13 protein-coding genes are annotated in these 13409 nt (G+C 71.8%); 6 read left to right on the top strand and 7 right to left on the bottom strand.

Going from position 1 to position 13409, the window contains the following annotated elements:
* Positions 1-25: 25 nt before the first annotated feature.
* The 7 genes from CI089_RS08265 to CI089_RS08235 form a co-directional block, all read right to left on the bottom strand.
* On the bottom strand, positions 26-838 hold the full coding sequence (locus CI089_RS08265) for an NAD(P)-dependent oxidoreductase (RefSeq protein ID WP_094261018.1): 813 nt from the start codon (positions 836-838) through the stop codon (positions 26-28).
* Positions 838-1077: a hypothetical protein gene (locus tag CI089_RS08260; protein WP_143738951.1), complete on the bottom strand. Its 240-nt coding sequence runs from the start codon at positions 1075-1077 to the stop codon at positions 838-840. The genes CI089_RS08265 and CI089_RS08260 overlap by 1 nt, the downstream gene beginning before the upstream one ends.
* Positions 1078-1088: 11 nt before the next feature.
* The gene (locus CI089_RS08255) at positions 1089-2435 is read right to left on the bottom strand and encodes a TRAP transporter large permease subunit (RefSeq protein ID WP_094261016.1); all 1347 of its coding nucleotides are present in this window, start codon (positions 2433-2435) and stop codon (positions 1089-1091) included.
* Positions 2436-2690: 255 nt separating this feature from the next.
* Entirely contained in the window at positions 2691-3458 is a 768-nt protein-coding gene (locus tag CI089_RS08250) for an IclR family transcriptional regulator (RefSeq protein ID WP_094261015.1), read from the bottom strand.
* A gap of 42 nt (positions 3459-3500) precedes the next feature.
* Positions 3501-4085: a methyltransferase gene (locus tag CI089_RS08245; RefSeq protein WP_094261312.1), complete on the bottom strand. Its 585-nt coding sequence runs from the start codon at positions 4083-4085 to the stop codon at positions 3501-3503.
* 44 nt (positions 4086-4129) lie between these two features.
* On the bottom strand, positions 4130-5167 hold the full coding sequence (locus CI089_RS08240; protein ID WP_094261014.1) for an Ldh family oxidoreductase: 1038 nt from the start codon (positions 5165-5167) through the stop codon (positions 4130-4132).
* 247 nt (positions 5168-5414) lie between these two features.
* Complete coding sequence (locus CI089_RS08235; RefSeq protein WP_094261013.1) at positions 5415-6212, bottom strand: MOSC domain-containing protein; 798 nt, start codon at positions 6210-6212, stop codon at positions 5415-5417.
* Positions 6213-6389: 177 nt separating this feature from the next.
* Between CI089_RS08235 and CI089_RS08230 the strand changes: the two genes are divergently transcribed.
* The 6 genes from CI089_RS08230 to CI089_RS08205 all read left to right on the top strand — a co-directional run bounded on the left by CI089_RS08230 (position 6390) and on the right by CI089_RS08205 (position 13390).
* On the top strand, positions 6390-7271 hold the full coding sequence (locus CI089_RS08230) for a formate/nitrite transporter family protein (RefSeq protein WP_094261012.1): 882 nt from the start codon (positions 6390-6392) through the stop codon (positions 7269-7271).
* 75 nt (positions 7272-7346) lie between these two features.
* The gene (gene nirB, locus CI089_RS08225; RefSeq protein WP_094261011.1) at positions 7347-9923 is read left to right on the top strand and encodes a nitrite reductase large subunit NirB; all 2577 of its coding nucleotides are present in this window, start codon (positions 7347-7349) and stop codon (positions 9921-9923) included.
* Complete coding sequence (gene nirD / locus CI089_RS08220) at positions 9920-10327, top strand: nitrite reductase small subunit NirD (RefSeq protein WP_094261010.1); 408 nt, start codon at positions 9920-9922, stop codon at positions 10325-10327. Before nirB ends, nirD begins: the two co-directional genes overlap by 4 nt.
* A complete protein-coding gene (cobA, locus tag CI089_RS08215; RefSeq protein WP_094261009.1) occupies positions 10324-11553 on the top strand; it encodes a uroporphyrinogen-III C-methyltransferase in 1230 nt (409 codons plus the stop codon). The genes nirD and cobA overlap by 4 nt, the downstream gene beginning before the upstream one ends.
* Positions 11550-12695, top strand: a complete 1146-nt coding sequence (locus tag CI089_RS08210) for a uroporphyrinogen-III synthase (protein WP_094261008.1) — start codon at positions 11550-11552, stop codon at positions 12693-12695. Before cobA ends, CI089_RS08210 begins: the two co-directional genes overlap by 4 nt.
* On the top strand, positions 12692-13390 hold the full coding sequence (locus CI089_RS08205) for a sirohydrochlorin chelatase (RefSeq protein ID WP_094261007.1): 699 nt from the start codon (positions 12692-12694) through the stop codon (positions 13388-13390). The genes CI089_RS08210 and CI089_RS08205 overlap by 4 nt, the downstream gene beginning before the upstream one ends.
* Positions 13391-13409 lie beyond the last annotated feature (19 nt).

Here is a 13409-nt window from a genome sequence, read left to right as displayed (position 1 = left end):
GACGAACGGATGCCGCGGCCCGGCGTCACTCCTTCTCGGCGGCGACGCGTTCGTGCGTGCGCTGGGTGGCCGTGGCCATGTCGTGAGCGACGCCCAGCGACTCGAGGTAATCCGCGACGGCCGCCATCTCGTGCGCGCGCCGCACCGCATGGGTGCGCGTCCCCCGCTCGAGGCGTTCCACCACCGCGTGTCCATCTCCGGCAAGCTGACGCGCGATCTGATCGCGGATCCACTGCTCCGATCCCGCCGCCCGCCCGGCCGCGAGCGCCTCGGTGATGATCGCACCCAGCCCCTTCATCAGGATGCTGCGCAGGAGCTTGCGCGCCGACGCGTCTCCCGCGACCTCGCCCCCGTCCTCGACGGAGGCACCGAACGAGCGCAGCGTCTCGATCGCCACGGCACGCCCCGATCCGGACACGATCACGTCGGTTGCGGCTCCCCGGATGGGAACAGGCCCGAGGATCGCGACATCCGCGAACGCCGGCCCAGCCGTCTCGATGACCTCAGCGACGCGCAGCAGCACCTCCGGGGAAGCGGTCGTGCAGTCGACGTAGGTCGCATCGGCCCGCAGGTGCGGCGCGGCCTCGGCCGCGATCTGTTCCGACAACGACGCGGTGGTGAGGGTGAGTACGATCTCGGCCGACGCGACCGCCTCCGCGAGCGTCGCCGCACGCCTGACCCCTTCCGGCGTCTCGGGGGCGAACGGGTCGTACCCGGTCACGGCATATCCCGCGGCAACAGCCCCCTGGGCATAGAGACGCCCGGCCTCGCCGAGCCCGATGACAGCCAGAGTGATCGCATTCCCGGCCTCGTCTCGCGCGGCGTTCACAGCGCCCATCAGCTTTCCACCGGCTTCTCGCCGCGGATGTTGAACAGCGCGTAGCCGAGCAGCGAGACCACGACCGCTCCCACGATGGCCGGCCCCTTGAAGAGCACCTCGGCGGCGACGACGAGGTCGGGCAGCACGAACACGATCCCGACGATCTGGGTGAGCACGAGCGCGCAGGCGAGCGCGAGGAACGCCATCATGGCGAGCGCGAAGACTCCCGTGACGGTTCTATCGAGCGTTTTCCGCATGAGGATGCCTCTCAGGTGATGGGGACGGGGACGACGCCGACGGCGATCAGGACGCCGAGGACGAAGAACGGCAGGACGTAGTAGACGACGAGCGGGATGAAGGTCTGCTCCGGCCTCGCGCCGGTGATGCCGCTCGCGACGAAGATCGCACCGGATGCCGGCGGCGAGGCGCCCTCGGTCGAGGCGAACACGAGGATCGCGATGACGGCGAGGAGCGGGTCGACCCCGGCGGCGACCAGGGTCACGAGCGAGACCTGGCCGACGGCGCTGAGCGTCGCAGTCGACGACAGCGGGCCGGCGACGAGCACGACGAAGAATCCGACGAGCGCCACGAGCAGCCACACGGGGATGTCGAGGTTGCCGAGCAATGCGTCGACGTCGTCAGCGAGACCGAGTGACCCGAGCACCTCGCTCGCCGCGATCGCGAAGAAGAGCAGGGCACCGATCGCGTAGTACTTCGACGCCGCACCCCCGAAGAACTCCCACCACTCGCGCCCGGTGCGCGGCAGCTGACGCCAGCCGACGGCCGCGCTGATGAGGATGATGAGGACGGGGATCCAGGTGATCAGCGACACCGAGCCCATCGCGTCCGACAGGGGGGACGCGGCCAGGAAGTCGGCGAGCGGACCGATCGTGATCGAGACGGGGATGATCGCGCCGAGGAAGATCAGCATCGAGGTCCAGTTGCGGCGCACCGCCGGACCGACGGCGGGACGCTCTTCGCCGGCGACCTTGCGGATGCCGTCGCGGCGGACGAACCACGCGATCAGCAGCATCCGGATGAGGAACTGGTAGACGCCGGCGACGAACAGCGCAAGGTAGACGGAGCTCGTGGTGACGAGGCTGCCTGCGAATCCGATCATGATGACCATCGACGCGCTCGGCGGCAGCGCTGCGCCGAGCCCCGCGTTGCCGGCGATGACCGTCGCGGCTCGGGCCTTGCTCCACCCCGTGCGCGTCATCCACGGGCCGGTGATGACGCCGCTCGTGGCGGCATTGCCGGTGTTGGAACCGCCGGCCACGGCTCCCATAGCGCCGGAGGCGACGGTGTCGACGATCGCCGGCCCGCCGCGGAGTCCGCCCAGCAGGCTCGTGAGGATCTCGATCAGGCGAGCGATCGTCCCCGTCCGCTCGACGAGGTAGGTCATGAAGATGAATGCGATCGCCGCATACATGACCTCGTTCGAGCTCGCGTCGACGATGGCGTCACGCGCCACCTGGGGCGCTTGCAATCCGGCGAAGAGCACGGTCGCGACGAAGCCGAGGAGCATCGCCTCGGCCATGCTGCGCTTCACCACGACGTTCCACACCACGATGATCGCGAGGAAGACGAAGAGGGCGATGACGGCTACGGGCACGAGGGCACCTCCGTCGTGGGGGTCGGATCATCGTTGATCACTCGCAGCTCCTTTGCTCGCGATGGTGGTCACCTGGCGGCGACAATGTTTCGTCAGACACAGTTGGCTTGCGTCAAGTGAAACGTCATTTCACAGGATGCATGATGCGCTTGTCAAGCGGACATGACCAGCCGACGCCTCCGCCGGCCGGACGTGGCACGTCACGCGTCGAATGCCGCGCCGGTGGCAGCCGAGGCGAGAGTCGAGAGCCGAGGGTCAGAGGGAGAGAGCGATGGCGTGAGCCGCCCGGCGCAGCTCCGGGGCCCACCCGCGGAGCGCCTCGCTGGTCGTGCTCTCGTCCGGGCCGAGCACCGAGACGGCGGCCACGACGGCGCCCTCGCGGTCGAGGACGGGCACACTGACGGCCGCGACGCCGACGTCACGTTCGGACACCGAGATGTGGAAACCCGCAGCTCGGATGCCGTCGACCGACGCGCGAAGCAGCTCGGGCGTCACGACCTCTCCGCCGGCGGTGCGGAACTCGCGCGCGTGCCCGAGCACCCGTTCGCGCTCATCATCCGGCAGGAACGCCAGCATCGTCCGCCCCGCGCCGACCAACAGCGGCAGCCGCCGCCCGAGGGGCAGCTGGTACCGCAGCGGATCGCGTCCGTCCACGCGTGCCGCGAGCACCCGCGACTCACCCGAACGGGCGTACAGCGAGGCGGTGAGACCCGTGGTGCGCGCGAGTTCCTGCAGGTGCGGGCGCGACCGCACGACGAGCGGGTCGGACTGCAGGTAGCGGTGGGCCATGCCGAGGCCCGCGACACCCAAGCGGTACTCCCCGGTGTCGTCGTGCTGGACGAAGCCGCGCCGGTGCAGCACGCCGACGAGCCGGAGGACGGTCGCCGCATGCAGCTCGGTGCCTCGACTCAGATCGACCAGGCGCAGCGGGCCGTCGGAGCGTTCGAGCATCTCGAGGATGTCCAACGCACGTTCGACGCTGCGAACGGTCGGCTGGTTCGCGGCATCCGGGGTATCGGGCATGACCTCATTCTCGCAAGGTCGGCACGATTCGCGGGGACCGGCTCAGCCCGCGACGATCGACTCCCTGATCTGCGACTCGTCGGCGTGTTTGGCCTCCGCCCGACCGAGGACCTCCTCGGCCTCCGCAGCCGGGACGACCACCACGCCGTCCGCATCTCCGAGGACGATGTCGCCGGGGGCGACGACGACGCCGCCGACGGCCACGGCGCGGTGATGGCGCCACGGACCGTTCTTGTACGGCCCCGCGGGCGTGACCGATCGTGCGAACGTCGGGAAGCCGAGCTCGCCGAGCTCCTCCGCGTCGCGCACCGCGCCGTCGATGACGATCCCGACACACCCTCGCACCCGCAGCCGCTCGGCGACGAGCTCGCCGATCAGCGCGCGGTTGCGGGCGCCGTGACCGTTCACGACGAGGACGTCACCGGGGCCGATGTCGGGGAGCGTGCGATGGATGCCGAGGTTGTCTCCCTCGGCGACCTCGACGGTCACGGCGCGGCCGGCGACGCGGGCACCGCGCCACACCGGGCCGATCTCGGCGTCGACGACGCCCAGCCGCTCCATCGCGTCTGCGACGTTGGCTGTCGGAAGCGCACCCAGGCGCTCGATCAGGTTCGTGTTCTCGGTCATGTTCTTCTCCTTCGGCGCCGAACTCGCGGCGCGCATCGTGGTGGTCAGCGGGGTGGTTCGGCGAGCCCGAAACGGTCGGCGAGGACGCGCAGGCGGGCGTGATCGGCGTCCGTGAGCGGGATGCCGTCGCGCTCGGCGCGTTCGCGATGCTCGTGCTCGATGAGGCCGGGATAGAAGACGCGGCCTCCGTCTGCGGCATCCATGCCTGCGACGTCGTCGAGCGACCGTTCGACGAGGGCGTCGAATCGCTCGGCGCCGCCGAAAGCCTCGGGATCGAGCGCGATGAGCAGGTGGCCGGTGCCGGATGCCGCCGACGCGTCGGGCAGACCCACGACGCTGCCCGCCGGCCCCGTGCCGGACAGAGCGCCCGCGAGCAGATCGATCACGAGCGACAGACCCGCGCCCTTCGGGCCGCCGAGTGGCGCGAGGTTGCCCGTCAGCGCGACGGCGGGGTCCGTCGTCGGCACGCCGCCGGAGTCGGTGGCCCAGCCCGCGGGGATCTCGGTCTCACCGTTGTCGAATGCGCGCCGGATCTTGCCGCGCGCGACCGTCGTCGACGACATGTCGAGGACGGCAAGGGGGCGACTGCGCGAGGGGATACCGATCGCGATGGGGTTGGTGCCCAACACCCGACGGGTGCCGTTGAACGGCGGCATGGCTGGCGACGCATTCGTGAGCGCGATGCCGACGAATCCACTCTCCGCCGCGGCACGCGCGTAGTGTCCGGCGACGCCGAAGTGGTTCGACCGGGCGACCGAGACGACTCCGGCACCGTGGTCGCGAGCCAGCTCGATCGCGTGCGCCATCGCCCGGGTGGCCGCCACCTGGCCGAACCCGTTGGCGGCGTCCAGGAGGGCGGTCGCGCCGCGAGCGCGCAACACCGTCATCTCCGGATCGATGACCATGACGCCAGCGTCAACGCGCTGCAGATAGACGGGAAGGCGCGCAACCCCGTGCGAGTGGACACCTGAGAGATCGGCGCCGATCATCACCGCCGCGACGACGTCGGCGTTCTGCCGGCGCATCCCGGCAGCAACGAGGATATCTGTCGCGAACCGTCGCAGTTCCATACTCGTCGCCATAGCCGTCTCCCCGTCGAGATGGTCGATGTTTCACTAGCCGCAATGTCAGTGCGTGCAATGAAACTAGCACGGCAGGTCTGGCGACGGCCAGGCTCGATCGATCGGTCGGGCCAGCCCGCCCGCCCGCCCGCCCGCAACGCGATCCAATGCTTCGTGCCCGACACCCCGGGTCGGCGGCATCCCTCCCGGGGTGCCGTGTCGGATCCCTTGCATCCCGGCTCGCACAGCCGGATGCCGACACCCCGACTCAGCCCTCGAGAACGACCTCGTCGCCCACCCGCACCACTCCCCCGCCGTCGGCGGGCAGGAGCAGGATCCCGAGGGTCGGCTCCGCCTGATCGAACTCGGTCGTCAGCACGCGCAGGAGGCGCGCGTCGCGCTCGCCCGTGTCGGGATTGGCCATGATCGCGGCGCACCGCCCGATGGGGCGCTGCACGTCGAACGCTACGTCGCCGATGCGGATGCGGCCGCTCCACCCCAGCTCATCCCACGCCCCGGCACCCGAAACGACGATATTCGAGCGGAACCGCCGACTGTCGACGGGCGCGGCCACCGCGGCGTCCACGTCCTCGACCGAGGCGGCACCGTGCAGCGAGACGTAGCCGCGCGCCCGGTCCTGGAAGCGCGAGGTCGCGCCGTCGCCGACGAGTCGCAGCGGCAGCACCCCCTCGCGGTCGAGTCGTCGCGCGTCGCCCGACGCCTGCACGAACGCGGTCACGGCTTCCTCGAGCTCGCGCCGCCCGGCGTCGTCGAGCCCCGCCTCCGCGAGCACCGCGCCATCGACGCTCAGCCGCAGCCGCCGCGCGTCGGCGTCGAAGTCCAGCGCCACGCGCGCGAGCGCCGGGAAGTCCATGAGCGCGAGGCCGCGGCTCTTCGGCCACGACTCGAGGCCATCGGCATCCTCCGGCTCCACCGCGTCGGCGAAGCGGAACGCGAGCACCCGGTCACCGGCGATCCGCCCGTCGGGCTGGACGACGAGCGCGTCGCGCGCTTCGGGCGTGAACCCCTTGACGGGATAGCGGTACAGGGCGGAGACGACGGGCACACCGCTACTCTGCACCACCCCGCCCGAATCGCCACCAGAGCCGGCGATCTCACAACCACCGACGGCCCGAAGAGAGAAAGAGGTAACGGAACGGACGATCAGCGAGACCGCCGGGGAAACACCCCGCCTCTAGCGTCGAGCACCATACCCACCGGCTCTCGACCGAAGGAGGACGCGATGTCCTACGTCAAGCCCACCGAGCTCGTTCAGACCGTCATCGACGCGGGCGCGTCGAAGGTCATGCTGTCGACCCGCGACACGCTCATCCGCTCCATCATGGGCGGCGCCGTCCTCACGATCGCCGCCGCCTTCGCCGTGACGATCACCGTGACGACGGGGATGCCGCTGCTCGGCGCCGTGCTCTTCCCGATCGGCTTCATCATGCTGTACCTGCTCGGCTACGACCTGCTGACTGGCGTCTTCGTGCTCGCACCGCTCGCCTGGCTCGACCGGCGGCCGGGGGTGACGCTCGGCGGCATCCTGCGCAACTGGGGGCTGGTGTTCCTCGGCAACTTCATCGGCGCCTTCACCGTGGCCGTGCTGATGGCGATCGTCGTGACGTACGGGTTCTCGACCCCGCCGAACGAGGTGGGCCAGGCGATCGGCCACATCGGCGAGGGTCGCACCGTCGGCTACGCCGAGCACGGCGCGGCGGGCATGCTCACGCTCTTCGTCCGCGGCGTCCTGTGCAACTGGATGGTCGCGACGGGCGTCGTGCTGGCGATGATCTCGAAGGATGTCATCGGCAAGATCTTCGCGATGTGGATGCCGATCATGCTCTTCTTCTTCATGGGATTCGAGCACTCGATCGTGAACATGTTCCTGTTCCCCTCGGGGCTCCTCCTCGGCGGCGACTTCACGATCATGGACTACCTGATCTGGAACGAGATCCCCACCGTGCTCGGCAACCTCGTCGGCGGCCTCGTCTTCGTCGCGATCCCGCTCTACTTCACCTACGGCCGGCCGACCTCACCGCGCCGCGTGCGCGCGCCGAAGCGAACCCGCGCGACCGGGATCGCCGAGCCGGCCGCCGCCGAGCCCGCAACCGCCCGGGTGTGACGCATGGTCCGCACCGTAAACAGCCGGAAACACGCCGCTGACGGCGCCGCAACCTCGCCCGCGTACGGTCACGACATGAGCTCCACCGGCCCCACCCGACACGTCGTCGTGGTGGGTGCCGGGATGGTCGCCCACCGTTTCGTCGAGAGCCTGCTGAGCCGCGCCGACGACACCTGGCGGGTGACGGTCGTCGGCGACGAGCCGCGACACCCCTACGACCGGGTCGGGCTGACGTCGTTCTTCGCCGGCGCCTCCACCGAAGACCTCGAGCTCGATCGGTCGCCGTTCGACGACGCGCGCGTGCGGTTCCTCCGCGGGCGCACCGTCACCGGCATCGACCGCGACGCCGGCGAGGTGCTCCTCGATTCCGGCGAGCGCATCGGCTACGACCGGCTCGTGCTCGCGACGGGCTCGTACGCGGCCCGGCTGGCGGTGGACGGATACGACCACGAGGGCTGCTTCGTCTACCGCACCCTCGACGACGTCGAAGCGCTCGAGGCGTTCGTGCAGCGCCGGTCGGCCGAGCTCGGCCGGCCGCTCACCGGAACCGTCATCGGCGGCGGCCTGCTCGGCCTCGAGGCGGCGGGCGCCCTGCAGGGACTCGACGTCGACTGCACCGTCGTGCAGTCCTCCGACAGGCTGATGTCGGCTCAGCTCGACCTTCCGGCCGGAGATGCCCTGCGCCGCCTGATCACGGCACGGGGAATCGCGGTGCGCACCTCGGCGCTGACCACCCGGCTCGACGCCGATCGCACCGGCCAGGTGGTCGGGCTCGAGTTCCGCGACGGCACGTGGGAGCGCACCGACGTCGTCGTCTTCACCGTCGGCGTCCGGCCCCGCGACGAGCTCGCGCGCGCCGCAGGCCTCGCCGTCGACCCGCGCGGCGGCGTCGTGATCGACGAGGGGTGCGACACCTCGGATGCCCGCATCCTGGCGATCGGCGAGGTCGCCAGCTTCGGCGGGCAGTGCGTCGGGCTCGTCGCTCCCGGCTACGCGATGGCCGAGGTGGCCGCGACGCGCCTGCTCGGGCTCGAGGCCAGCTTCGGCGGCTTCGACGTGTCGACGAAGCTGAAGCTGTCGGGCGTGGATGTCGCGAGCTTCGGCGACGCGTTCGCCGAGACGCCCGGAGCGCTCGATGTCGTGTACGCCGACCCCGTGGCCGGGGTCTACAAGAAGCTCGTGCTCTCGGACGACGCGAAGACGCTGCTCGGCGGCATCCTCGTCGGTGACGCGTCGGCCTACGGGTCGCTGCGTCCCCTCGTGGGCGGCGCGCTCGGCGGCGACCCGGTCGCCTACCTGATGCCGGACGGCGGCGTCGCGGCCCCGACCGGCGAACTGCCCGATGCGGCCCTCGTCTGCTCGTGCAACAGCGTGACGGCGGGCGGCATCCGTTCGGCCGTCCACGACGAGGGATGCACGGATGTCGCCGCCGTCAAGGCCTGCACGAAGGCGGGAGCCGCGTGCGGCTCGTGCGTCCCGATGATCAAGAAGCTGGTCGGCGCCGAGCTCGCGAAGTCGGGGGCGACCGTCAGCAACGCCCTCTGCGAGCACTTCGACCTGTCGCGCCGGCAGCTCTTCGACGCGGTGCGGGTGTCGGGCCTGACGACGTTCAGCGCCGTGATCGAGCGCTTCGGCGCGGGGCGCGGATGCGACATCTGCAAGCCCGCGCTCGCCAGCATCCTGTCGACCCTCACCGGCCGTCACGTGCTCGACGGCGAGAACGCGACGCTGCAGGACACGAACGACCACGTCATGGCGAACATGCAGAAGGACGGCAGCTACTCCGTCGTCCCGCGCATCCCGGGCGGCGAGATCACCCCGGCGAAACTGCTCGTGATCGCGCAGGTCGCCCAGGACTTCAACCTGTACACCAAGATCACCGGCGGCCAGCGGATCGACCTCTTCGGGGCCCGGCTCGAACAGCTGCCGGCGATCTGGGGGCGGCTCGTCGAGGCCGGCTTCGAGTCGGGTCACGCGTACGGCAAGTCACTGCGCACCGTGAAGTCGTGCGTCGGGTCGACCTGGTGCCGGTACGGCGTGCAGGACTCCGTGGGCATGGCGGTGCGCCTCGAGCTGCGGTATCGCGGACTGCGCGCTCCCCATAAGTTCAAGCTCGGGGTCTCGGGATGCGCCCGCGAATGCGCCGAGGCCCGCGGCAAGGACGTGGGGGTCATCGCGACCGAGACCGGGTGGAACGTCTACGTCGGCGGAAACGGCGGGTTCACTCCGCGTCACGCGGTGCTGCTGGCCGAGAACCTCGACGACGACGCCCTCCTGAGGGCGATCGACCGCTTCCTGATGTACTACATCTCGACGGCCGACCGGCTGCAGCGGACGGCTCCGTGGTTCGAAGACCTCGAGGGCGGGATCGACGGTCTGCGCGCCGTCATCTTCGACGACGCGCTCGGGATCTGCGCCGATCTGGATGCCGCGATGGCGCGCCACATCGACGCGTACGAGGACGAGTGGGCGGCGACGCTCGCCGACCCCGAGAAGCTACGGCGGTTCGCGTCGTTCGTCAACGCGCCGACGACTCCCGACCCGTCGCTGGCGTACACCGTCGAGCGAGGTCAGCCGCGGCCCGCGACCGCCGAGGAACGCACGGACGACCGCGTGCTCATCGCCGGCACGACCCTGGAGGTGCGGCGATGACCCTGGTGGACGACACGGCGACCGAGACCGGCAGCGCGCCCCGCGCGCGGAGCCGCAGCTCGGCGTGGACGGCGGTGTGCCGGCTCGACGACCTCGAGGTCGAGCGTGGCCGTGCGGCGCTGCTCGGAGACCGGCAGATCGCCCTGTTCCTCCTGCACGACGGTCGTGTCCACGCGACGGCCAACCTCGACCCGTACAGCGGCGCGAACGTCATGTCGCGCGGGATCGTCGGCACCCGCGGCGACGCCCCCACGGTCGCGTCGCCGATGTACAAGCAGGTCTTCGATCTGCGGACGGGTGCGTGCCTCGACACCCAGGGCAAGGAGCAGCGGATGCTGCCGGTCTGGCCGGTCACCGTCGACGGCGAAGGCACCGTCTTCATCCGCGACGGAGGTGCGGTATGACGACGATGCTCGGGCTCTCGCTCACCGGCCGCCGCGTCGTCTTCGTCGGCGGCGGCGCCGTCGCCGCGCGGCGGATCGGCCGTTTCCTCGACGAAGGAGCGGACGTCCGGGTCGTGTCCCCCGCCCTCGGCGACGCCATGCGGGGTGTCGTGACCGCGCACGGCCTCACCTGGCTGCCGCGCGACGTGCGGCCGGACGACATCGCCGACGCGTGGCTCGTGCACACCGCTACCGGCATCCCCCGGGTGGATGCCGCGGTCGCGGCGTGGTGCGAATCGGACCGCATCTTCTGCGTGAACACCTCCGACGGGGCTCACGGCTCGGCGCGGCTGGCGGCCGAGACCCGCAGCGGCGACGTCATCGTGGGGGTCGCCTCGGACGCGGGCGTCGACCCGCGGCGCGCCGTGCGCCTGCGCGACGCGATCGCCGCCGCGCTGCGTGCGGGGATGCTGCCGCTGCGCCGACGCCGCCGCGGCGGTGGCCGGGTCGATCTCGTCGGCGGCGGCCCGGGTCCGGCCGACCTCATGACGGTGCGGGGCCGGCGCCTCCTCGCCGAAGCGGATGTCGTCGTGGCCGACCGGCTCGGCCCCGTCGACGTTCTTCAGGAGCTCGAGCCCGGGGTCGAGGTCATCGACGTCGGCAAGCAGCCCGGCCACCACCCGGTGACACAGGACGAGATCAACGCCCTGCTGGTGGCCCATGCCCGCGCCGGCAAGCGCGTCGTTCGACTCAAGGGCGGCGACCCGTTCGTGTTCGGCCGCGGTGGCGAGGAGGTCGCAGCCTGCCACGCGGCCGGCATCCCGGTCGAAGTCGTACCGGGGCTGACGAGCATCGTGTCGGTGCCGCAAGCCGCCGGCATCCCCGTCACGCACCGCGGCGTCTCGGGCGGGCTCCACGTCGCCAACGGCCAGGGGCCGATCACGACGTCGACACGGGCGGCGCTCGGCGACGACGCGATCACGACCGTCTTCCTGATGGGCGTCGCCGCACTGCCGCGCATCGTCGAGGCCGCGCGGGCCGCGGGTGCTCCTCTCGAGCGCCCGGTCGCCATCGTCGAGCGGGGGCACACGCCGCAGCAGCGCACGACCCGATCGACGCTCGCGACGGTGCTCGCGGATGCCGCAGCCGCCGGCGTCGCGAATCCCGCCGTCATCGTGATCGGCGAGGTCGCCCGAGCGGGCCTGCTGCTCGCGCCGGCCGAGGAGCGGGAGCGCGCCATCCGGTGAACCAGTCCGTCCGTCCCGCGCTCTCGGCCGCCCTCGGCGGCTGCACGATCGTCATCGCCGTCGATCGTCGATCGAACGAGCTCGCGACGGCGCTCGAGCGGCACGGAGCGACCGTGCGCCATGCCCCGGCGCTGAGCATCGTGCCGCACATCGATGACGAGGCTCTCATCTCGGCGACGCGCTCGCTGATCGCCGATCCGCCGGATGTCGTCGTCGTGACGACGGGCGTGGGATTCCGGGGCTGGATGGAGGCAGCCGACGAAGCCGGGCTCCTCGACGATCTGCACGACGCCTTCGCGGGCGCCCAGATCGTTGCCCGCGGGCCCAAGGCGCGCGGCGCGATCCAGCAAGCGGGCCTGCTGGCCGACTGGGTCGCCGAGTCGGAGACCTCTGGCGAGCTCGGCGAGTTCCTGCTCGCCGAAGGCGTGCGCGGTCGCCGCGTCGCGGTGCAGCATCACGGTTCCGGAGCCGACGGCCTCGACGAACTGTTCACGGGGGCGGGCGCGGATGTCGTCAGCCTCACGGTGTACCGGTGGGGGCCGCCGCCGGATCCGGCGGCCGTCGCGCGCTCGGTCGTCGCGACCGCGCAGGGCGAGGTCGACGCCGTGCTGTTCACGTCCGCTCCGGGCGCAGCGGAATGGATCGCGACGGCCCGGCGGGAGGGTGTCATCGACGAGATCGTCCGGCGGGCGCGGGGCCGGCGGCTGCTTCTCGCGGCCGTCGGGCCGATCACCGCGGCTCCCCTCCGCGGCGCCGGAGCGGAACCTCTCATCGCCGAGCGCGGGCGGCTGGGCTCGCTCGTCCGTGCCGTGGTCACCCACTTCGGCGGCGGGCACGCGCCTTCGCTCCCGACGCCGGCGGGACGGCTGGAGCTGCGCAGCGCGGCCGCCGTTCTCGATGGCCGCGTCATCCCGCTCTCACCGACCTCCACCCTCATCCTCGAAGCGCTGTTCACCGCGGCGGGCGGCGTCGTCAGCCGCGCCCACCTGCAGCGGTCGCTTCCGCGTTCGAGCGCCGGCGACCACGCCCTCGACGTCGCGATCGCCCGCACGCGCGAAGCGCTCGGGTGCTCCGGCCTCATCCGGACGGTCGTCAAGCGCGGCTACCGCCTCGACCTCACGACGACGGGAGCGACACCATGACGCCGGTCCTCATCGCCTGCTCCCACGGGACGAGCTCCCGCGAGGGGCGCGCCGCGATCGCCGGGGTGGTGTCCCGGGTCCGAGACATGCTCCCGGGGGTGCTGGTCGAGGAGGCGTTCGTCGACGTGCAGCAGCCCGAGATCGACGCCGTCGTGGCGGGCGTGCCCGCGGGGGCGGCATCCGTCGTGGTGCCTCTGCTGCTCTCCACCGGCTTCCACACGCGGGTCGACATCGCGCGCGCGGTCGCGGCGGCCCACGGCCCGTGCCTCGCGACGCCCGCACTGGGACCGCACGACCTGCTGGCCGGTCTGCTCGCCGAGCGACTGCGCGCCGCCGGCCTGGGCGCGGGCGGCGCGCAGCCGGGCGCCGAGGCCGTCGTGCTCGCAGCGGCGGGATCGTCCGACCCGGCGGCCGAGGTCGACGTCGCGGCGATGGCCGAGCTGCTGGCCGCGCACCTGGGGATGCCGGTGTCGGTGGGCTTCGCCGCCGGAGCCGGCATCCGCATCGGCGCCGCGGTCGCGGCCGCGCGCTCCGCCGGGGCGAGGCGAGTCTTCGCCGCGAGCTACGTCCTCGCGCCCGGGCACTTCGCGGGCGTGATCGCGGGCGCCGGCGCCGACGTCGTGACCGACCCTCTCGCCCCCGACGACGCGGTGGCGGCCGTCGTCGTCGAGCGGTACCGCGCTGCGCTGCGCTGACGCCTCAGAACGTCTCACG

This window comes from Microbacterium sp. Yaish 1 (assembly GCF_002245215.1).
Lineage (GTDB): Bacteria > Actinomycetota > Actinomycetes > Actinomycetales > Microbacteriaceae > Microbacterium.
This window is presented reverse-complemented; position numbering and strand designations above follow the sequence as displayed.

Coding starts and splice junctions, on each gene's coding strand:
- nirB (WP_094261011.1), top strand. CDS start 7,347: ATGAGCTCCACCGGCCCCACCCGACACGTCGTCGTGGTGGGTGCCGGG.
- CI089_RS08265 (WP_094261018.1), bottom strand. CDS start 838: ATGGGCGCTGTGAACGCCGCGCGAGACGAGGCCGGGAATGCGATCACT.
- cobA (WP_094261009.1), top strand. CDS start 10,324: ATGACGACGATGCTCGGGCTCTCGCTCACCGGCCGCCGCGTCGTCTTC.
- nirD (WP_094261010.1), top strand. CDS start 9,920: ATGACCCTGGTGGACGACACGGCGACCGAGACCGGCAGCGCGCCCCGC.
- CI089_RS08240 (WP_094261014.1), bottom strand. CDS start 5,167: ATGGCGACGAGTATGGAACTGCGACGGTTCGCGACAGATATCCTCGTT.
- CI089_RS08230 (WP_094261012.1), top strand. CDS start 6,390: ATGTCCTACGTCAAGCCCACCGAGCTCGTTCAGACCGTCATCGACGCG.
- CI089_RS08260 (WP_143738951.1), bottom strand. CDS start 1,077: ATGCGGAAAACGCTCGATAGAACCGTCACGGGAGTCTTCGCGCTCGCC.
- CI089_RS08245 (WP_094261312.1), bottom strand. CDS start 4,085: ATGACCGAGAACACGAACCTGATCGAGCGCCTGGGTGCGCTTCCGACA.
- CI089_RS08250 (WP_094261015.1), bottom strand. CDS start 3,458: ATGCCCGATACCCCGGATGCCGCGAACCAGCCGACCGTTCGCAGCGTC.
- CI089_RS08205 (WP_094261007.1), top strand. CDS start 12,692: ATGACGCCGGTCCTCATCGCCTGCTCCCACGGGACGAGCTCCCGCGAG.